General features: G+C 71.9%; 14 protein-coding genes and 1 pseudogene. 8 read left to right on the forward strand and 7 right to left on the reverse strand.

What is annotated here, in order from left to right:
- The first annotated feature begins 23 nt into the window (after positions 1–23).
- The 4 genes and pseudogenes from ACIRQ7_RS18090 to ACIRQ7_RS18105 all read left to right on the forward strand — a co-directional run.
- Entirely contained in the window at positions 24–908 is an 885-nt protein-coding gene (locus ACIRQ7_RS18090; RefSeq protein WP_404263485.1) for a M24 family metallopeptidase, read from the forward strand.
- A gap of 110 nt (positions 909–1018) precedes the next feature.
- The gene (locus ACIRQ7_RS18095; protein ID WP_404263912.1) at positions 1019–2749 is read left to right on the forward strand and encodes an SDR family oxidoreductase; all 1731 of its coding nucleotides are present in this window, start codon (positions 1019–1021) and stop codon (positions 2747–2749) included.
- A gap of 419 nt (positions 2750–3168) precedes the next feature.
- Positions 3169–4086 (forward strand): metal-dependent hydrolase, encoded by a 918-nt coding sequence (locus ACIRQ7_RS18100; protein ID WP_404263487.1) that lies wholly within the window; start codon positions 3169–3171, stop codon positions 4084–4086.
- Positions 4087–4112: 26 nt separating this feature from the next.
- Positions 4113–4847 (forward strand): annotated as a pseudogene (locus ACIRQ7_RS18105) (MerR family transcriptional regulator); the annotation flags it as partial.
- 1281 nt (positions 4848–6128) lie between these two features.
- Here ACIRQ7_RS18105 and ACIRQ7_RS18110 read toward each other — a convergent pair.
- Both ACIRQ7_RS18110 and ACIRQ7_RS18115 read right to left on the reverse strand, forming a co-directional pair.
- Entirely contained in the window at positions 6129–7475 is a 1347-nt protein-coding gene (locus ACIRQ7_RS18110; RefSeq protein ID WP_404263489.1) for a carotenoid oxygenase family protein, read from the reverse strand.
- A complete protein-coding gene (locus ACIRQ7_RS18115) occupies positions 7472–8071 on the reverse strand; it encodes a hypothetical protein (RefSeq protein ID WP_404263491.1) in 600 nt (199 codons plus the stop codon). Before ACIRQ7_RS18115 ends, ACIRQ7_RS18110 begins: the two co-directional genes overlap by 4 nt.
- Before the next feature lie 190 nt (positions 8072–8261).
- Here ACIRQ7_RS18115 and ACIRQ7_RS18120 point away from each other — a divergent pair, with 190 nt between their 5' ends.
- Both ACIRQ7_RS18120 and ACIRQ7_RS18125 read left to right on the forward strand, forming a co-directional pair.
- Positions 8262–8834 (forward strand): PadR family transcriptional regulator, encoded by a 573-nt coding sequence (locus tag ACIRQ7_RS18120; RefSeq protein WP_404263493.1) that lies wholly within the window; start codon positions 8262–8264, stop codon positions 8832–8834.
- A gap of 80 nt (positions 8835–8914) precedes the next feature.
- On the forward strand, positions 8915–9457 hold the full coding sequence (locus tag ACIRQ7_RS18125; protein ID WP_404263495.1) for an RNA 2'-phosphotransferase: 543 nt from the start codon (positions 8915–8917) through the stop codon (positions 9455–9457).
- A 218-nt stretch (positions 9458–9675) separates the two neighbouring features.
- Here ACIRQ7_RS18125 and ACIRQ7_RS18130 read toward each other — a convergent pair whose 3' ends face one another.
- The gene (locus ACIRQ7_RS18130) at positions 9676–10239 is read right to left on the reverse strand and encodes a hypothetical protein (protein WP_403674294.1); all 564 of its coding nucleotides are present in this window, start codon (positions 10237–10239) and stop codon (positions 9676–9678) included.
- A gap of 146 nt (positions 10240–10385) precedes the next feature.
- Positions 10386–11285: a zinc metalloprotease HtpX gene (gene htpX, locus ACIRQ7_RS18135; protein ID WP_404263497.1), complete on the reverse strand. Its 900-nt coding sequence runs from the start codon at positions 11283–11285 to the stop codon at positions 10386–10388.
- A gap of 292 nt (positions 11286–11577) precedes the next feature.
- On the opposite strand from htpX, the gene ACIRQ7_RS18140 reads away from it, so the two are divergent.
- Together ACIRQ7_RS18140 and ACIRQ7_RS18145 are read left to right on the forward strand one after the other, a co-directional pair.
- Entirely contained in the window at positions 11578–12486 is a 909-nt protein-coding gene (locus tag ACIRQ7_RS18140; protein ID WP_404263498.1) for an LLM class flavin-dependent oxidoreductase, read from the forward strand.
- Positions 12487–12628: 142 nt separating this feature from the next.
- On the forward strand, positions 12629–13642 hold the full coding sequence (locus ACIRQ7_RS18145; RefSeq protein ID WP_404263499.1) for an HAD family hydrolase: 1014 nt from the start codon (positions 12629–12631) through the stop codon (positions 13640–13642).
- A 205-nt stretch (positions 13643–13847) separates the two neighbouring features.
- On the opposite strand, the gene ACIRQ7_RS18150 is transcribed toward ACIRQ7_RS18145, so the two are convergent.
- From ACIRQ7_RS18150 to cydD, 3 genes are all read right to left on the reverse strand, one after another.
- Complete coding sequence (locus tag ACIRQ7_RS18150; protein WP_404263501.1) at positions 13848–14975, reverse strand: M23 family metallopeptidase; 1128 nt, start codon at positions 14973–14975, stop codon at positions 13848–13850.
- A gap of 470 nt (positions 14976–15445) precedes the next feature.
- Positions 15446–17125 carry a GAF domain-containing sensor histidine kinase gene (locus ACIRQ7_RS18155; protein WP_404263914.1) on the reverse strand — a complete coding sequence of 560 codons (1680 nt, stop codon included), beginning with the start codon at positions 17123–17125 and terminating at the stop codon, positions 15446–15448.
- A gap of 309 nt (positions 17126–17434) precedes the next feature.
- Positions 17435–21148 (reverse strand): thiol reductant ABC exporter subunit CydD, encoded by a 3714-nt coding sequence (gene cydD, locus ACIRQ7_RS18160; RefSeq protein WP_404263503.1) that lies wholly within the window; start codon positions 21146–21148, stop codon positions 17435–17437.
- Positions 21149–21181 lie beyond the last annotated feature (33 nt).

Genomic DNA, 21181 nt, shown 5'->3' on the forward strand with positions numbered 1-21181 from the left:
TGCTTACGGACGGACGGTTGGCGATGGCCTCAGTCACCTCAGCGACCTCTGCGACATCAGCCGGCCCGGCGGGAGCCGGGCAACTCACCGCTGAACTCCGGGGGTTCAGAGAGGTCCAGCGCCTCGCCTACGCCTGCGCCGAGGCGGTGGCCGGCCAGCTCAGGCCCGGGGTCACCGAGCGCGCGGCGGCACGGATGCAGCGCGAATGGCTCCAGGAGCGCGGGGTGCGGGACTGGTTCCATCTGCCCTTCGCCTGGTTCGGCGACCGCACCGCCTTCGCCAATTTCCGCCTCCCCCTGCAGTTCTTCCCCACGCACCGCAAGCTGGAGCCGGGGATGCCCTTCATCCTCGACATGGCACCGGTTCATCAGGGATTCACCGCCGACATCGGCTATTCCGGCTGCCTCGGTCTGAATCCCGTGCACGACCGGCTGCTCGCCGACCTCGAAGCACATCGCGAGCTGATCCTGCGCGAGGTCCGCGAGCGGCGCTCGCTGCGGGAGATCTACGAGGACGTCGAACGCCTGATGGTGCGGCAGGGCTACGCCAACCGCCACCGTGCCTATCCTTTCGGCGTCATCGCCCACAAGATCGACCGGGTCAAGGAACGCCGCTGGTCACCCACCCTGTTCGGGTTCGGCACCCAGTCCCTCAAGGGCCTCGCCTCCGATGCGCTGCACGGCCATCGCGACGGCTGGTCGCCGCTGTGGAGCCCGTACACCTTCTCCGACCACCCGCCGCAGCCCGGCCTGTGGGCGGTCGAACCCCATCTCGGATTCCGGGGGACCGGCGCGAAGTTCGAGGAGATCCTGGTCGTCACGGACTCCAAGGACCCGCAGGAAAGCGCCTTTTGGCTGGACGACGATCTGCCGCATGTGCGGCGCTGGCAGGAGGAGAAGGCCGCGTGAACACGGGACGTGAGAACGACAAGGACCGGGACCCGAGGCAGGGCCGGACGGAGGGGGAGAAGCAGGGGAAGGGCCCCGGGGCCGGCCTCACCGGGGCGCGTGAGCGCTGGGTGCGGACCGGCGGGGTCGAGCTGTGTGTCGCCGAACTCGGGGACCCCTCGCAGCCCACGGTGCTGCTGGTGCACGGCTATCCGGACAGCAAGGAAGTCTGGTCCGACGTCGCCCACGGGCTGGCCGACCGGTTCCATGTGGTGCTCTACGACGTCCGGGGCTGCGGCCGGTCCACCGCCCCGAAGCCGCTGCGCGGCGGCTTCACCCTGGAGAAGCTGACGGACGACTTCCTGGCAGTCGCCGACGCCGTCAGCCCGGACCTCCCCGTTCACGTCGTGGGCCACGACTGGGGCTCGGTGCAGGCCTGGGAATTCGCCACCGTCCCGCACACCGAAGGCCGGATCGCGTCCTTCACCTCCATGTCGGGACCGTCCCTGGACCACTTCGGCCACTGGATCAAGAAGCGGGCGGCGCGCCCCACCCCCCGGCGCGCCGCACAGCTCCTCAACCAGGGCGCCAAGTCCTGGTACGTCTACATGCTGCACACCCCCGTACTTCCCGAACTCGCCTGGAAGGGACCGCTCGGCAAGCGCTGGCCGGCGATTCTCCGGCGCATGGAGAAGGTGCCTGGCGACGGCTACCCAACCGCGTCGCTGCCGTCGGACGCCGCCCACGGCGCCTGGCTCTACCGCGACAACGTCCGCGCGCGGCTGCGCCGCCCCCGCGCCGACGCCTACGCGCACTGCCCTGTCCAGCTCATCACCCCGACCGGCGACATGTTCCTCTCCCAGCGGCTCTACGACGACCTGGAGCAGTGGGCGCCCCAGCTGGTGCGCCGCACCCTGCCGGGCAAGCACTGGGTGCCGCGCACCCGGCCTGATCAACTGGTCTCCTGGATCACGGAGTTCGTCACCTCCAAGGAGGAGGGCGATCCGGCGAAGCAGGTCACGGCCACCGGCGCGCACGCCGACCGCTTCGGCGGTCAGCTGGTGCTGGTGACCGGCGCGGCCAGCGGGATCGGGCGGGCCACGGCGTTCGCCTTCGCCGAGGCCGGCGCGCGGATCATCGCCGTCGACCGGGACGCGGAGGGCGCCGCGCGGACCGCCGACATGGCGCGGCTGATCGGCGCACCGCAGGCATGGGGCGAGGTCGTCGATGTCTCGGACGAGGCGGCCATGGAGAAGCTCGCCGCCAAGGTCGACGCCGAATACGGCACCGTCGACGTCCTGGTGAACAACGCCGGTATCGGGCTCTCCGGCTCCTTCATGGAGACCAGCGCCGAGGACTGGAAGAAGGTCCTGGACGTCAATCTCTGGGGTGTCATCCACGGCTGCCGGACCTTCGGCAAGCGGATGGCGGACCGCGGGCAGGGCGGCCATATCGTCAACACCGCCTCCGCAGCCGCCTTCCAGCCGTCCAAGATCCTTCCCGCCTACAGCACCTCCAAGGCGGCCGTGCTGATGCTCAGCGAGTGTTTGCGCGCCGAACTCGCCGGTCAGGGCATCGGCGTCTCCGCCATCTGCCCCGGCCTGGTCAACACCAACATCACCTCCACCGCGCGTTTCACCGGTGTCCCCGCCGACGAGGAGAAGCGCCGCCAGGCCAAGGCCGCGCGCCTGTACGGCATGCGCAATTACCCGCCGGAGAAGGTCGCCGACGCCATCCTGCGCGCCGTGGTCCGCAACCAGGCGGTGGTACCCGTCACCCCCGAGGCACGCGGCGCCCACCTGATGTCCCGCTTCACCCCGCGCGCCCTGCGCGCCCTCGCCCGCATCGAACCACCGATGTAACGCGGGTAATGCGGGTAATGCGGGTAATGCGGACTAGCGGGGGGGCGCGGACCGGTCCGGGCTGGCTCGGGTGGGGCGGGTAGGTCGGGTAGGTCGGGGCGGATGGGTCCGGGCGGATGGTCCAGGCGGATGGTCCGGGCGGATGGGCGGGGTCGGTCGGCACCGGCCTGGCTCCCGGCGGGGCCCGGTCCGGACCGGGCCGGCCCGGTGGGGACCGGACCCGTGGACTGCGCGGGACCTGGCTCGGCCGGACCGGGCCTGGCCCGGCCCCGCCGGTCCCGTGAGCCCCGTCCGCCCTGTCAGTCCCGTCAGTCCCGTCAGTCCCGTCAGTCCCGTCAGTCCCGTCAGTCCCGTCAGCCTGCCCGAGGGCGTGGGCGCCGCACGCCCCTCCGGAGAACTGCGCACGTGAGGAGACGCGCATGACCGCACCGCTCCCCCAGGAGCCCCACCCGATCGCACCACGGCGGGTCTCGTTCGACTGGCGCGGGACACCGCTGCACTGGATACCCGAGGAACCCACCGCCACGCACGTCATCAACGTGCTGCACCTGCTCCTGCCGGCCGGCGAACGGTGGTTCGTGAAAGTCTTCAAGGAAGCACTCCCCCTCGTCACCGACGAGCAGCTCCTCAAGGACGTCAAGGGATTCATGGGCCAGGAGGCCACCCACAGCGTCCAGCACGCCTACGTCCTGGACCACCTGGCCCAGCAGGGCCTGGACACCGGCCCCTACACCCGGCACGTCGACTTCCTCTTCGAGTACCTCCTCGGCGAGAAGCCCCCGTTCGGCCTCCCGCTCCCCGAACAGGAGTGGCTCCGCTTCCGGCTGTCCCTCATCGCCGCGATCGAGCAGTTCACCGCGGTGCTGGGCAACTGGGTGCTGGACGCCGACGGGCTGGACCTCGCCGACCCCGATCCGGTCATGCTCGACCTGCTCCGCTGGCACGGCGCCGAGGAGGTCGAACACCGCGCGGTCGCCTTCGACATGTACGAACACACCGGCGGCGAGGCCACGGCCCGCTACCTCCGCCGGATACTCGGCATGGCGGTAACGGCACCCGTACTGCTCCACCTCTGGGCCTGGGGAGCGGCCTACCTCCTCCGCCACGACCCGCAGCTCGCCGCCCCCTCCCGCTACTCGCTGAGCGAGCACAACCGAGCCGTCCGCAAGGGGCTGCTGCCCTCTTGGCGTGAGCTGGGCTCGGCGATCCCGCGCTATCTGCGGCGGTCGTACCATCCCTCGCAGGAAGGGTCGCTGCGCACGGCCGTCGCCTACCTGGCATCCTCCCCGGCCGCGCGGGCCGCGGCAGGCGCGGTGGGCCGCGCCGCCCTCTCGTAGCGCGGCATCGCATAAGGAGCACCACAGTGACCGAGCAGCCGCCGGCGGCCGAATACCGCATCGAGGACCTGGCCCACATCAGCGGCGCCACGGTCCGCACCATCCGCGCCTACCAGGACCGCGGGCTGCTGCCGCGGCCCGAACGCCGTGGCCGGGCCAACGTCTACAGCGACGCCCATCTGGCCCGTCTGCGCCAGATCGCCGATCTGCTCGACCGCGGTTACACCCTCGCCAGCATCAAGGAACTGCTGGAGGCCTGGGACGCCGGTCGCGATCTCGGCGGCGTCCTCGGTCTGGTCGCCGAGGTCGACGGGCCGTGGACCGACGAGGAGGCGTCCCGGATCAGCCGCGCCGACCTGGACGCCGCCTTCGGCGGCGCTCCCGACGATGCCGCCGTGGCCGAGGCCATCGCCCTGGGCGTCCTGGAACGCGTCCCCGACAGTGACGACGAGTTCCACGTCCCCAGCCCGCAGGAACTCGCCGTCGCCGCCGAACTGCATTCGGCAGGCGTCCCGTTGAAGGCGATCGCCGGCCATTTGCGCGAGGTGCGGGGGCAGGTGGAACACATCGCGTCCCGGTTCCTGGACTTCACCACCGAGCACGTGTTCCAGCCGTACCTGGACCACCCCCCGACCGAAGCCGAGACGGTGGAGGCAGCCGCCCTCGTACGCCGGCTGCGCCCCCTGGCCCAAAAGACCGTGGACGCCGAACTCGCCCGCGCCATGCGCACGTTGGCTGCCCGCTACCTGCGCCACCACCTGGCCGAAGCCCTCCCCTCCGGCTTCCGGTCCCCCTCGGACTTCCGGTCCCCCTCGGACGCGGCTGGGTGGACCCAGCCGGGAGGGCGAAGCCACCCGGGAGGGCGAAGCCAGCCGACGGGTTGGGGGCAGCCGGCCTGGGCCCAGGCGGACGAGCGGCGTCAGTCACCCGAGTGGGCCCAGGCCGCGGCCGGGACGTCAGCCCGCCCTCCTGTGGAACCGGCCCCTCTCTCCCGAATGGCAGCCCCTGAGTCCGGGACGACAGCCCACGCGCCCGGGGGCGTCGGCGACGACGCGGCCCAGCCGACTACCAGCGGCGCGGGGCCTGCGGCAGGCCGCGGAAGCGACGGCGGCCCCAGCGCGACCCGTACGGCGGACGGCGGCACCACCGCGAACGGCCCAGCGGATGACGGCACCACCGCGAGCGGCCCGGGGGACGGCGGCCCCGCGGCGGTCGGCCGCGCCGGGGTCGCCCGGGGTGTCGATACCGCCCCGGAGGCCGAAGGCGACCAGCAGCCGCACACCGAGGAGGTGTCCCTGCCGGACGCCACCGTGCGTGCCGTACAGGACTTGGTGGGCCCCGAGCACACCGCCGCCTTCATCGCTGCGGCGGCACACCGGGAGGTCCAGGCCCGCACCATGGACGCCCTGACCAAGGCCGCCCGCGGCACCTCCACCCGGGACGACGAGATGGGTGGGGGCGAGCCGCAGGCCTGACCACCCGCATCATTCGCGGGGACGGGAGGGGAGGGGAGGGGAGGGGAGAGGGAGCCGGGCAGGGCTCGGGGGCCTTGCTGGGGCCGCTCGCAGCCCGCCCGGAGCGCCTCCAGTCACCTGCCGCGCTCCGTCGGCCCTCCGCCATCCGCCGTCCGCCGTCCGCCATCCCGCGCCAACGACGCTGCGCTGCACTGCCCTCTTTCAGTCTCTTCAGTTATCAAGGTTCGGACCGGACGCGCTTCGGCAGTCCGTTTGGCTGGGTGACCAGGACCTGGCGGCCTGGGTGGGCGACCGAGGCCGGGGTCTGGGCCGGAATCCGGGTCACGATGCGACCCTCCGACCACGCCACCCGCCCACCCGACGCCGGGCCGGCCGACCGGTCCGGTAACCGCCGCTTCGCAGGCCAGCGACCCCACTCCCTCAGTGCTGCGCCACGCCAGCACTCCCTCAGGCATCGCCCCTCCTGGTTCGGCGAACCGCAGGGAGCCCCCGGGCCCACGCCCCTCGTGTCATCAACTCAGCTCAACTCAACCCGACTTGGCCCGACTCGGCTCAACTCCATTCGACTCAACGCACCGGGTCCGGCAGCCAGTTGCCGTGGAAGCCGTACGGCACGCGCTGCGGGAGATGGACAGTGGCTACGGGGCCGGCGGTTATGTCCTCCGCATCGAGCACGACGAGATCGCTCTTGTCGGTGGCAGCGTCGTAGACGTAGGTGATCAGCCAGCCCGGACCGCCCGGACGCTCATCGGCGGGTGCGAAGGCCGCCTCGCCCGGGGTGCGCCCAGGACCGAAGTCGTATCGGGCGGCAGCACCGGTCCGCAGGTCGTAACGCAGCAGCGCGCCGGGAACCGGGCCTGTGCCGGGCGCCTCCGCGGAGGTGGCGTGGCCGTATCGGGCCGAGAGGCCGGCGAGGCGGTCGTCCACCCGGGGGAACTCGCAGAACTGGTCGTCCAGTTGCTCCTCGCTCACGGTGCCGGCGGTGAGGTCGATGGTCCAGCGCCACAGATGCGCCGAGGCGTCGCTGCTGTATTCGGGATAGCGGGAGACATACAGAACGATGCGGTGGTCACCGTCGTCGTGGGCGTTGAGGGCGTGGAAGACGTAGCAAGGGTCGATGGGCAGCCAGCGGACCGCGCCGAACGGATCGTCGCGGCGCAGCACGCCCAGCCGGGCGCCGTACTCACGGTCCCAGCGGAACGGCATCCCCTGGGCACCGCGGTCGAAGAGGACCGGGAGATCCATGAAGACCACATGGCCTTCGGTCAGATGGAAGTCGTGCATCATCGTGGGCGCCTGGACGTCGACGGGGCGGCTGATGACCAACTCCCCTGCTGCGTCGGCGCGGTGATAGGTGAGGTAGGGCGCGGCATGGCCGTAGCCGAAGAAGTGCAGCTCGCCCGTCGTCGGACAGGTCTTGGGGTGCGCGGTCATGGCGGTGGTGAGACGGCCGCCGAAGTCATGGGCCCCGATGCTCTCCAGCTCGTGGCCCGGGCGGCAGTCGATCTCGTACGGGAACGACGACTCGACCAGCGCCAGGGTGCGGCCGGCGTGCCGGACGACGTGGGTGTTGGCGAGGCCTGCCGTCAGATCGCGGCGGCCCTGCTCGTCCACGGTCTCCGCACCCTCGGTGAAGGTCGGGGTGCGCACCCAGCGGTTGCGGTAGGAGCGGGCGCTGCCGCCCTCCAGGCGCAGGCCGTGGACCATGCCGTCCCCCAGGAACCAGTGCCGCGAGGCGGCTTCCCGCGGGTTGGGGCCGTTGCGCAGATACCAGCCTGTGAGCTCCGGCGGGATGGTGCCCGTGACCGGCAGGTCGTAGGCGGTCAGTTCGTCCATCACCGGGGCGAAGTTGCCGGCGAGGTGGGGGGCCGGGGCGGATGAGGCCGATGCGGTGGTCGGTGACTTGGTGCTCATGCGGCCATGCCTTCCTGGATGTCGGGGCCGGCCTGCCTCTGGAAGCGGGCACGGGCCCGGTCCGGATAGACGGCGGTGAAGCGGATGGGCAGAACGAAGCCGGCGATCTGGAGGGGGAGCGAAACGAGCAGGCCCAGGTCGTAGGCCGTGACAGCCGCCTGGGCTGCGGAGGTGAGAGTGAAGGACAGCGCCCAGGCGGCGGTGATCACGACGTTGATCCGCAGGAAGAGCGGGGTCGCCCACACCTCCGGAGGCGCCATCTTGCGGGCGATCGGCAGGGTGAAGGGCCGGCGGACCGCTATCGACACCCAGGCGATCAGCGCCAGCCAGCCGGTCGAAAGGGCTCCGCCGTAGTGCTGCAATCCGCTGTCGGGACGCGCGAAGGCCAGGATCGCCAGGGCCACGAAGAACACGATCGTGCCGTATTCCAGCAGCCGGGCTCCCGGCGCGAGGCCGGCCGCGCGGTCGGCGACGAGCAGCACGACGGAGACCACCAGGGCGGCGAGCGCACCCCACTGCCAGCCGAACGAGGCCACCGCGGCAAAGACGAGCCACGGAATGAAGCTCCGCAGATAGTTCATGATCCCCCTCTTCATCAACTTCTCTTTGTCAGCTGATTCGCCGACCGGTTCGTCGACCTCTTCTCGGCGGTCGGCGACCTCTTCGCCCGCGACCGTCGCGCACCATCCCGGCGATCAGACCCGCACCGGAACATTCCAACATCGACATGTCGAAGATAGAAGGTGCAGCTTTGACATGTCAACAGTGGAAGGTAAAGTGCGGGTCATGAGCCTGCGACATGCCGTACTCGGACTGCTGGCGGAAGCCCCCGCCAGCGGCTACGACCTGATGAAGACCTTCAACGCCTCGCTCGCGAACGTCTGGCCCGCGACGCAGAGCCAGGTCTACGGCGAGCTGACGAAGCTCACCGCCGCCGGCATGGTCACCGTCGCCGCCGAGGGCCCGCGCGGCCGCAAGGAATACGCCATCACCGACGGGGGGCTCGGCGAGCTGCGCCATTGGCTCACCGACGTCGAACCTGTCGGACACGCCCGCCACGACGGCTTGTTGCGGGTCTTCTTCCTCGGCGTACTCACCCCGCTGGAAGCACGGGCCTACCTCCTGCAGCGAGCCGAGGCGGCGGCCGGCGATCACGCCGGGCTCGTCGAGATCGACGAGACCACTCCGTGGGACGACGACATGATCTCCGTGTACGGGCGCATCGCGCTGGAGTACGGCCTCCGGCAGTCCGCGATGCAGGAGGAATGGGCCCACTGGGCCGCCGAGGAGATCAACAGCGCCAAAGCCAGGAACGCGGCAGAGGGGACCGGGGGCCGCCAGCAGCCGCACGCCGAGTGAGCGCCGGCCACCCGGCACCCCCCCCCGCCCCACACAGGAATTCGGATGCCACCGCGTACACCGCACGGCACTCTGGAGGAATGAACAGCCCGCGCTCCGTGCGCATTTCGAAGTATCTGGCGAAACATCTGCGCCACGAACCAGAACGGATCGGCATCACCCTCGACGCCCATGGCTGGGTGCCTGTGACGGAGCTGATCGAAGCTGCCACCCGGCACGGGTTCCGGTTCTCCCGGGCCGAGTTGGACTCCGTGGTGGCCGAGAGCGACAAGCAGCGCTACGCCATCGAGGGCGACCTGATCCGCGCCAACCAGGGCCACTCCGTACATGTCGATCTCGATCTCCCGACGGCCGAACCACCCGCCCACCTCTTCCACGGCACGGTGGCCCGCAGCGTCGCCGCCATCCGGGAGGAAGGGCTTCGGCCGATGTCCCGGCACGCCGTCCACCTCTCCCCGGACCGCGAGACCGCGACCCGGGTGGGCGCGCGGCGCGGCAAGGCCGTCGTACTGACGATTGACGCGGCGGCGATGCACCGGGCGGGCCACGAGTTCAGGGTCAGCGCCAACGGCGTCTGGCTGACCGAACGCGTACCTCCGGAGTTCCTCCGCTTCCCCGGCTGACCACCGGGAGGACACCGGAGAGGCACCAGAGAAGGCACCGGCACGGCGCAACGGAAGCGGCGAGGAACCGCAGGCCCCGGCCGTCCGCAAGCGTCTGAGAAGCCGCACCCGGAACGCGTACAACGCAGGTCAGGGACACAAGGAGGCGGAGACCGCCCAAAGAGGCACACGCCCCGAGCATCAGAGGCCTGGAGTCAGCGGCGGACTCCCAGGCGGTGTCAGAGGCCCGGAGCACCCCACACCGGGAACCACCGCGACAGGTCCTTCTCGATCGTCAGATCGTCACCGAGCATCGCCCGGGCCTGGAGTTCGAGCGGATTGTCGCGCTTCTCGCCGGCGCCCGGCTGGGGCGCGAACGGGTAGAACGTGCCGCGCTTGTAGAGGTAGACGAGGGCCAGCGACCGTTCCCGCTCGTCCCGGAATCCGATCAGCGAGCACAGTAGTTGCGGGCCGAACCCGGCCTCCTCCAAAGACGTGTTGACCGCGTGCAGGTCGTTGACCAGGCCCGCCACGTCCTCCGGCGGATGCCGTGCGAGCAGCCAGGTGTAGCCGTACGCGTCCTGGGTGAACTCCACCGAACCGTCCAGCAGCGCCCGCGCCTCCTCCTGGATCCGCGAGAACGCCCCGCCCTCGACGCTCGCGAAGCACACCGACCCCAGGCCGGAGGGAACGAATCCGGCCGCCGCCTGCAGCGTCACGGCGGCGGACGGCAGCGCGAAGAGCTGATCGAGATCGGGGCGTACCGGCTTGCTGCGGCCGAGGATGGCGTCCAGAAATCCCATGCGCGACGTACTCCTTGATCAGGCCGGTCGGGTCGGTGAGCCAGTCGGGTCGGTCAGTCCGCCGGCCGGGTCCGTCAGTCCGCCAGCCGGTTCGGTCAGGCGGATCGATCCGGGTGGGTTCCGCTGCTGCCGGGCGGCGGTGCCGCTCACGGCCGTCCCAGGTCCGCCGCTATCCGGCCCAGCTGGTCCAGCCGCTGTTCCAGCGTCGGGTGCGAGGACAGCAGCCGGCTGACGCTCTCCTTGTTGAACGCCGGGGCGAAGTAGAAGGCGTTGAACGGCTCCGCCTTACGCAGATCGCGGGTCGGGATCCGTGCCATCTGCCCGGTGACCTTCGTGAGCGCGGAGGCCAGCGCCGAGGGGCGGCCGGTGAGTATCGCGGCGGCACGGTCGGCGGACAGCTCCCGGTAGCGGGACAGCAGCCGCGTCAGCAGGAAGCTGATGGCGTAGACGACCACGCTGACGGCGGTCACGATGAGCACGGCGATGGCCGCGTTCTGGTCCCGGTTGTCGCGGCCGATGCCGCTCCACAGGGCGGCTCGGGTGATGATCCCCGCCAGTACGCCGAGGAACGACGCGATGGTCATCACCGCGACATCGCGGTGTGCGACATGGGAGAGCTCATGGGCGAGCACGCCCTCCAGCTCCTCCGGCTCCAGCCGGCGCAGCAGCCCCGTGGTGGCGCACACCATGGAGTTCTTCCTGTTGCGCCCGGTGGCGAAGGCGTTCGGCACATCCGACTCGGCGATCGCGACCCGCGGCTTCGGCATATCGGCCAGCGCGCACAGCCGGTCGACGGCTCCGTGCAGCTCAGGGGCCTGCTCCGGTGTCACCTCCCGCGCGCCCATGCTGAACGCCGCGATCTTGTCGCTGAACCAGAACTGAGCGACGAACAGGGCACCGGCGAGCACCAGCACCACCACCCACGCGCCCTTGAGCAGCACCACCAGCACGCCGACGACCACGACGTACAGCAGGCCGATGAAGAACATCGTGGTGACCATGCGCGAGGTCAGCCCGCGGTCCGGGGCGAATCGGGTCTGTGCCATGGCTCCTCCACAACGCGCGGCTTCGTTTCGCTTCGCGCAGTTGCGCCGGGACCCATCCGCGCGCCGTCTTTGCACCGCGCGCCGCGCCCTGCATTCTGCGCCGCTGTCCCGATTCTCCCTCTTGATGGCTATATACGGAGTAAAGCCCAGGCCAGGAGGGTCCCCGGACATACCGGGAACGACCGGACAGGAGTCGGGCTGCGGAAAGTTATCCACAGGGTGTGGGGGTGCTTGTCCACAGGTCTGGCCGGCTCGCAGCGGCGCCCGGCCGCCTCGCCTTAGGCTTTGTCGCATGAACAACCCACTGCGCCTGAGCACCGTGATCCTCCCCGTCCGACGCTGGCACGACGGCGGTCGCGACCAGTGGCAGCGGGCTGAAGAGCTGGGCTTCCACACCGCCTACACCTACGACCACCTGTCCTGGCGGACCTTCCGGGACGGCCCGTGGTTCGGCGCCGTGCCGACGCTGACCGCGGCAGCCGCTGCGACCTCCCGGCTGCGCTTGGGCACCCTTGTGACCTCGCCCAACTTCCGTCATCCGGTCACCCTCGCCAAGGAACTGATCTCGCTCGACGACATCTCCGACGGCCGCGTCACCCTCGGCATAGGCGCCGGGGGAAACGGCTTCGACGCGACCGCGCTCGGCCAGGAGCCCTGGTCACCCCGTGAACGCGCGGACCGCTTCGGCGAGTTCGTGCCGCTGCTCGACCGGCTGCTCACCGAGGACGCCGTGACGCACCAGGGCACCCACTACTCCGCCGATGAAGCCCGCAACATCCCCGGCTGTGTGCAGCGGCCCCGCCTCCCGTTCGCCGTCGCCGCCACCGGGCCGCGCGGTCTGAAGCTCGCCGCGCGCCACGGCCAGGCCTGGGTGACGACCGGCGACCCCAAGATCTCCAAGACGGGGACCCCGGAGCAGTCGCTGACCGCCATCCAGGGCCAGATCGAGAAGCTGGAGAAGGCCTGCACGGACATCGGCCGCGACGTGAACGACCTCGACAAGATCCTTCTCACCGGCTTCACCCCGGAGGGCGGCCGGCCACTGGAATCCCTGGAGGCCTTCGTGGACTTCGCCGGCCGGCACCGCGCCCTCGGTTTCACCGAGATCGCGCTGCACGCACCGATACCGGACTCCGATTTCGCCGCCGACCAGAAGGTGTTCGAGCAGATCGCCACGGAGGCGCTCGGCCGGCTCGGCTGATCCCGACGGGTGGCGGCCCGGCCTCCCGCGCGGGCATACGCCGGGAGCCGGGGAGCCGCCCAGGGGATGCCGACGGGAGGCACGCGGCTCAGGCGCGCGACCCACCGCACGTCTGTGCACGGCAATACGCGAGGATGGACGGGTGACCGATGCCTCCGCCAGACCACCCCGCGTGCCCGAGCCGGCCGTTGCGCCCCGGCTGATCGCCACCGACCTCGACGGCACGCTGCTGCGCGACGACAAGACGGTTTCCGACCGGACGATCGCCGCGCTCGCCGCCGCGGAGCGGGCCGGCATCGAGGTCTTCTTCGTCACCGGACGCCCGGCCCGCTGGATGGACGTGGTCAGCGACCATGTGCACGGACACGGCCTGGCGATCTGCGCGAACGGCGCAGCCGTCGTCGATCTGCACCGCGGCCGCCGCATCATCGAGGTCAGCCCGCTGGAACGCGCCATCGCCCTCCAGGTCGTTCAGACGCTGCGCGAGGTGGCGCCCGGTACCTCCTTCGCGGTCGAACGCACCGGCGGCATCCATTACGAGCCGAAGTACCCGCCGTTCTTCCGCGACCCGGCCGCGGTGACCGCGTCGGCGGAGAAACTGCTGGCCGAGGATTTCGCACCTCCGGTGCACCCCGACGCGACGGCGACCCCGTACGGCACGACGGTCCCCGAAACGACGGCGGCCCCGTACGGCGCCACGGGCCACGCCACGGCCGCCGGCGCCTCCGGCACGACGGCCGCCCCGGCCGGCGCCCCCGCTCCCACCGTCACCGGCCCCGGTCAGCCGGTGCTCAAGCTGCTGGCGCACCACCCCGAGATGGACCCGGACGCCTTCCTCACGCTGGCCCGTAAGGCCGCCGGATCCCTTGCCTCCTTCACCCGCTCCAGTCCCTCCGCCCTCCTGGAGATCAGCGGGCTCGGCGTCAGCAAGGCCCACACGCTTGCCCGCGCCTGCGCCGAACGGGGCGTCACGCCGGAAGAGGTCGTCGCGTTCGGGGACATGCCGAACGACATAGAGATGCTCACCTGGGCCGGGACCTCGTACGCCATGGCCAACGCCCACCCGGACGTCCTGGCCGCCACCACCCGTCAGACCACGTCCAACAACGACGACGGTGTCGCCGCGGTCATCGAACGCATCCTTGAGGAGCGCTAGGGGGCAAGCCCCGCCCCCCGCGCGGGGTGGTGGAACCGGCCGCACCGTTGCCGCCACACCGCTACAGGTGTCAGGTCACCCGGCCTCAGGGCAACGGCTCAGGGCATCCAGCCTCAGCGCTGCGGCATTACGGCGCTACGGGGGTTCAGCGCCATCGGGCTCGGCACACCCCGCTCTCGGCGCAACGAGTCCGGGGCATCCGGTCTCACAGCCGTACGCCGTGCAGCCGCAGCCACGGCACGGGGTCGACGCCCGACCCCAGATCGGGCTTCCGGCGCACCTCGAAGTGCAGATGCGGGCCGGTGGAGTTGCCGGTGTCGCCCGAGAGCGCGATCCGTTGGCCGGACATGACCTGCCCGCCGGGGCGCGCCATCACCGCCGACAGATGGGCGTACTGCGAGTACAGCCCGGCCCCGTGTTGTATGACCATGCTGATCCCGAAGCCGTCGCCGCAGGTCAGGCTCGTCACACGACCCGCGCCCACGGCCCGTACGGGGGTGCCGACGGGCACCGCGAAGTCCTGGCCGGTGTGGCCGCCGGACCAATGATCACCCGCGCCTCCGAAGGGTGCGGACAGTTCATAGCCCTCCACGGGGCGCGTCCATCGCACTCCCGGCGTCGCCGCCGGGGCGACGCCCTGCGCAGCGGTGGAAACCGCGGGCGGCAGCTTGCCGCAGGACTGCCGCGCGGACGCCGCCGAGGCCAGCTGCCGCAACGCGTCGCGGGCCGATCGCAACCCACTACCGACCCGCTCCCGCGCCTTCTCCAGACGGTCACGCCGGCTGCTGAGCGCCGCCGCGCGGGCCGTCGCCGCCACGCTGTCGGCCGCCAGCGCGCGGCTCTCCCGCCGTACCGAACGGGCCCGCGCGGCCAGCACCCGCTCCCGTCGCTTCGTCACCCGCTCCACCGTGGCCGGCGGCTTCCCGCGATGGGCGCCCACCGCGCGCAGGGTGTACGCGGCGACGCTGCCGGCGCGGTACTGCTCGCCGGCGATCGCGCCCACCGTGCGAAGCAGGCTGCCGGCGGTGCGGCGTTCGCGGCGCAGCGCCGTACGGAGCCGGTCACGCTCGGCCCGCTCCGCCTGTACGGCGCGCCGCCCCTCCACGTACGCCCTGCTCGTGCGGTGGGCCGCCTCGCCCAGCCGGATCACCGCCAGGCTGGCCTCAGCCAGCTGCTCGTCGGCACTGCGCGGCCGGGAGACATGGCCGGGAGCGGGAGCAGATGCGGAAGCGCGGTCACGATCAGAAGCGGAAGCGGAATCGTGACCGCGAACGGTAGCGGGGGCGGTGGCGGCGTCCATCGGGCTGTGGACGGAGCCGGTCGCGGTCGTCACGGCACGTGTGAGGGGCCCGGGTGGGGTGAACGCCCCGGCTGCGGGGGCTCGTCCGTCCGCCACGGTGGCCGGTGGACCGGCTCCCGGCTCCGACGTGAGCACCACCGCGCACAGGCACGCGCACACGACGCGCGCCGCGGCCCTGCGGGGCCCCCGCCCCGCTCCCTTCTGTCCCAGCCGTCCCTGCTGTCTCTTCCACCCCTGCCGCCACGTGGATGAATGCATGGGCTCGATAGTTGCCCGAAGCGGACACAAATCGCCGTATATAGGTCACCCATTGCTCACTCAACGCCCTGAACGGCCCATTTCGTGCACCGCCGGTCGAAGTCGGCCACCCTGCACCGGCGCCTCAGGCAACGGGCGCCTCAGACAACGGGCGCGTCCGGAACCCGTCACCGGCCGCCGTCGGCCGCCGCCCCGGCTACCGGCACCGGCCACGGCCCGCCCGCGTCACCTCACCACAGCACCCCTCACAACGGCGCCTCCCACGTCAGCGTCGTCCCCGAGCCGTCCTCCCCGAGCCCGGGGCCGTAGCCGCTGGAGCCGCCGAGTGAATCCGCGCGGGTGGCGAGGTTCTTCAGGCCGCTGCGGCGACCGCCCTCCGCGATGCCGATGCCGTCGTCCGCCACCGTCAGCCGTACGCCGTCGACACCGTCGGCCAGCGTGACCGTCGCATCGACCACGACCTCGATCCTCGTGGACTGCGCGTGCCGGAAGGCGTTCGACAGCGCCTCGCGCAGCGCCGCGATCAGGTTCTTGCCGGTCAGCTCGCCGACCCGGGAGTCGACCGCGCCGATGAAGTTCGCCGACGGCTGGAAGCCGAGGGGCACGGCGGCCGTACCGATCTCCCGCAGCACCCTGGTGCGCAGCCCGGACGGCGCTTCGGCGGGACCCTGCTGGAGCGCGAAGATCGCGGTGCGGATCTCCTGGATGGTCACGTCCAGTTCGTCGACGGCCTTGCCGACGCCCCGCCGCACCTCCGGCACCACGGACCTGCGGTGCGCGCTCTCCAGCATCATGCCCGTCGCGAACAGTCGCTGGATGACGAGATCGTGCAGGTCACGCGCGATCCGGTCGCGGTCCTCGAAGACGGCGAGACGTTCGCGGTCGCGTTGCGCGTCGGCCAGCACCAGCGCCAGCGCCGCCTGCGCGGCGAACTGGGCGGCGAGCGTCCGCTCGGCACCGGTGAAGGGGCGGCCGCCGCGATTCCGCGGCGTCGCGAGGGTGCCGAGGACCCGGCCGCCGCTTTTGAGCGGCAGCATCATGCTCGGGCCGAAGCGCGGCGCGATGGCCGTGATCATGCGGACGTCGGTGGCGGAGTCGTCCACGAACACCGGCTCGCCCGCGAGGAGTTTCTCCGTCACGGGGCTGTCGGGCGGGATCTGGGTGCCCAGGATCCCGGTGGGGTCGTCGGCCGAGACCGCGACGATCTCCAGCCCGCCGTCCTCGTCGGGCAGCAGCACGATCCCGGCTGCCGAGTCCGCCAGCTTGCGGGCCTGTTCGGCGACGACGGCCAGCGCGTCGTCCACATCGCTGCCCGCGAGGAGTTCGGTGGTCACCGCGACGGACCCGTCGATCCAGCGTTCGCGCTGCCGGGTCGCGGCGTACAACCGGGCGTTGCCGATCGCGATGCCGGCTTCGGTGGCGAGCACCCGCACCATGTGCAGGTCTTCCTCACTGAACTCCCCGCCGCCGTGCTTCTCCGTCAGGTAGAGGTTGCCGTAGATCTCCCCCTGGACCCTGATCGGCACCCCCAGGAACGTCCGCATCGGCGGGTGCCGCGGCGGGAATCCGGCCGACCGGACGTCCTGGGTGAGGTCGGCGAGCCGCAGCGCCTTGGGGTCGTGGATCAGCGCGCCGAGCAGGCCCTTGTGACCGTCCGGCAGCTTGCCGATCTGCTCACGCTGCTGACCGGTCACGCCGTACGTCACGAAGTCCGACAGCCCCTTGCCGGTGTCGTCGATGATCCCGATCGCGGCGTAGCGCGCCTCGGCCAGCTCGGCCGCGGTCTGCGCGATCCGGTCGAGGGTGATGTGCAGATCGAGCCCGGCGCCGACCGTCCGCATCGCCTCCAGCAGCTGCGGCACCCGGGCGGTCAGCTCGGACGACAGGCCCTGGAGGCTACGGGTGGCCTCGGTGGCGGCCTCCATGGGGTCGGGGATCTTGCCGGCCCTCCCCTCGTCCATGGGCTCGGGGGCCGCTCCGGTGCTCCCGGCGTCCATGGGGTCTTCAGGTCCTGCCGTGGCTGCCATGCCACGAGCCTAATAAGTGCACTATTCCGAGGAAAGTCCAGTTGGTCGGCTATGTGGCGTCCGCGTCGTCACCCAGGTGGTGACGGTGCCGCGAGAGCCAGGGCCTTTCGTGGGGATCAGGCCGGGTCGGGCCGGACCGGCGAGCGGGCCCGGTGCCGTGGAGGCGCGGTGCCGGACCCGCGTACCCGGCACGATCCGGACGAGAGGTCAGGTAATGACTGTGCCCTGAGCTGCGGGATGGGAGGGCCCCCGGCTCTGCGCCGAGAGTGCTGCCGGGAGCGCAGGTGCGGGCTCCGGGGCCGGTGCTCCCGCGAACGCCGCGTCCACCGCGCGCTCACGCTCCAGCATCCGCCGGAACGGTCCGTCGGCCGCCGCCAGCTCCGCGTATCCGCCGTGCTGCGCGGGACGGCCACGGTCCAGTACCAGCACCTCGTCGACCGCCTCCAGACCGGTGAGCCGGTGGGTGATCAACAGCGTCGTACGGCCTTCCGTCGCGGCCAGCAGATCGGCGGTCAGTGCGTCAGCGGTGGCCAGGTCCAGATGCTCGGCGGGCTCGTCCAGGACGAGCACCGGGAAGTCGGCGAGCAGCGCGCGGGCCAGCGCGAGGCGCTGCCGCTGGCCACCGGACAGGTGGGCACCGTGCTCTCCGACCATGGTGTCCAGCCCCTCGGGCAGCCCGCGCACCCAGTCCGCGAGCCGCGCCCGCCCGAGGGCGTCCCACAGGTCCTGGTCGCCGGGACCGGCCGCTTCCGGATCGCGGCGGGCGAGTTTGAGGTTCTCCCGCAAGGAGCTGTCGAAGAGGTGCGCGTCCTGGGCGCACAGCCCCACCAGCCGCCGGACCGCGTCACCGTCCACCGCCTCGGCATCCGTCCCGTCCAGCGTGTACGTCCCCGTCTCCCGGTCCAGGAAGCGCAGCAGCACCTGCGCCAGCGTGGTCTTTCCGGAACCGGACGGACCGACGACGGCGAGCCGCCGACCGGGTGTCAGGGTGAACCCGACCCCGTCCAGCGCGGGCTCGGCCTGCCCAGGGTGGCGAGCGGTCAGGTCCCGAACGACCAGCGGGAAGGGCCCATCGGGAGCCGCGGCCGCAGCAGCCGGCTCGCGCACCGGCGCCGGGGCGTCCAGCACCTCGAAAACCCGCTCGGCCGCGTGCCGGGTGCGCTGGCGGTACTGCACCGCGAGCGGCAGGCCCGTCACCGCCTCGAAGGCGGCGAGCGGGGTGAGGATCACCACCGCCAGCGTCACCCCGTCCAGCCGTCCCGCGTGCACCGCCTGGACACCGACGACCGCGGCCGCGGCGACGGTCAGCCCGCACAGCAGCGCGGAGAGCCCGGCGCCGACCCCTGCCGCGGCGGCCGAACGCGACGCGATCCGGGTCAGGTCACGGTCCGCGCGGCGCGCCGCGTCGGTACGGCTCGTGAGGGCACCGGCGACCGTCAACTCGGCCGTTCCGGTGAGGAGATCGACGACCCGGGTGGCGAGCACCCCGCGGGCAGGCGCCAGCTGACGCTCCGCCCGCCGGGCCAGCGCACCCGAGAGTGCGGGCACTCCGGCACCCGCGAGCAGCAGACCGGCGGCGAGGATCACCCCGGCCTCCGGCAGCAGCCACCCGGTGAAGCCGACGGCGCCCGCCCCGACCAGCACCGCCGCGCCGACGGGCAGCAGCCACCGCAGGAAGTAGTCCTGGACGGCGTCGACATCCGCGACCAGCCGCGACAGCAGATCGCCGCGGCTGCGCTCCTTGAGTCCGGCCGGTGCGAGCCGCTCCAGCCGCCGGAAGACGGCCACCCGGACGTCGGCGAGCATCCGGAACACCGCATCGTGTGCCACCAGCCGCTCGGCGTACCGGAACACCGCGCGCCCGATGCCGAACGCCCTGGTCGCGGTGACCGCCACCATCAGATAGAGCACCGGCGGGTGCTGCGCGGCCCGCGAGATCAGCCAGCCGGAGGTCGCCATCAGGCCCACCGCACTGCCCAGCGCGAGGCTTCCCAGCAACAACGCCAGCGCGAACCGTGCCCGCCGGGCACGGGCCGTCCGCCGCAGCCGGGTCAGCGCCGCACCCCGCGTGGGGACGGCGTCGTCATCCGCGCGCTCGGCCGGAGCCGCAGGAACAGGAACGGGCGCGGGCTCCGGCGTCGCCGCCGGCACGGACGCCATGGCGCGGCCCGGCTCCGCCGTGTACCCCGGCAGCACGGGGTCTCCCGCCGGGCCCGCCAGCCGCACCGTGCGGTCGGCCACCGCCAGCAGGGCCGGCCGGTGCACGACCAGCAGCACCGTGCGGCCGACCGCGAGCCGGCGGACCGCCGCGACGATCGCCTCCTCGGTCTCGCCGTCCAGATTCGCGGTCGGCTCGTCGAGGAGCAGGATCGGGCGGTCGGCGAGGAAGGCGCGGGCGAGGGCGATGCGCTGACGCTGGCCCGCGGAGAGCCCGGCACCGGATTCGCCGAGGCGGGTCCCGGTGCCGTCGGGGAGCGCGTCGACGAAGTCCAGCGCACCGGCGTCACCCAGGGCGGCACGCACCGCCGCGTCCGTCGCGTCGGGGCGTGCCAGCCGTACGTTCTCGGCGATGGTGCCCGCGAAGAGGTGCGGGTGCTGCGGCACCCAGGCGATCCGCCGCCGCCAGCTCTCGGGGGAGAGGGTGGCGATGTCCTGGCCGTCGACGAGAGCCCGGCCCTCGGACGGTTCGGTGAAGCCGAGCAGCACGCTGAGCAGCGTGGACTTGCCGGCGCCGGACGGCCCGACCAGGGCCACGGTCTCGCCGGGCCGGACCTGGAAGGAGGTCGCGGGGAGCGATTCCCCGCTCCGTCCGGGGTGGCGGACGACCAGCTGCTCGACGGCCAGCGCGGTGCCCTCGGGCGCGGGCGACGTGCCGGGAGTACGCAGCGGGGTCTCCAGTACCGCGAAGATCTCCTCGGCGGCCGACAGTCCCTCGGCCGCCGCGTGGTACTGCGCGCCCACCTGCCGCAGCGGCAGATACGCCTCGGGTGCCAGCACCAGCACCATCAGGCCGGTGTAGAGGTCGAGTTGGCCGTTCACCAGGCGCATGCCGATCCCGACGGCGACCAGCGCGACGGAGATGGTGGCGAGCAGTTCGAGCGCGAAGGAGGACAGGAAGGCGATCCGCAGCGTACGCAGCGTCGCCCGGCGGTATTCGCTGGTGATGGTGCGGATGGCGGCCGCCTGCGCCTTGGCGCGGCCGAAGACCTTGAGGGTGGGCAGCCCCTCGACGACATCGAGGAAGTGCCCGGACAGCCGGGAGAGCAGCCTCCACTGGCGGTCCATCCGGGACTGGGTCGCCCATCCGATGAGGATCATGAAGAGCGGGATCAGCGGGAGGGTGAGGACGATCGTCAGCGCCGAGATCCAGTCGCCGGTGACGATCCGGGCCAGCACCGCGAGGGGGACCACGACCGCCAGCCCGAGCTGCGGCAGATAGCGCGCGAAGTAGTCGTCCAGCGCGTCGATACCGCGGGTGGCGAGCGTGGTGAGTTCACCGGTCCGCATCTGCGACGCATTCGCGGCCCCGCCTGTCGTGCCGGCCGGTCCGCTCTCCGCGTCCGTGCCGTCCGGCCCGGTCTGCGGGCGGCGGACGGTCGTGCCGGGCCCGAGCAGCGCGGCCCGTTCGAGAAGCCGCATCCGCAGCTCGGACTTGACCGACGCACTCGCGCGGTGCGCGGCCAGCTCGGTGAGCCAGGAGACCAGTCCGCGGCCGACAGAGACGACCGCAAGCAGCACCATCGGCGTGGTCAGACCGACGAGGTCCAGGTCGTGCTGGAAGGCGCCGACCACCACCTCGGCGATGAGCATGGCCTGGCCGACGACCAGACCCGCCCCGGCAAGCCCGAGCACCACCACCGCGATGAGGAAGCCGCGGGTGGCGCGGGCGTATCGAAGCAGGCGCGGGTCGACCGGTTTCACGTGAAACTTCCGTCCTGATGAGCCGGTGGAAGA

Source organism: Streptomyces sp. NPDC101393, assembly GCF_044767385.1.
GTDB lineage: Bacteria > Actinomycetota > Actinomycetes > Streptomycetales > Streptomycetaceae > Streptomyces.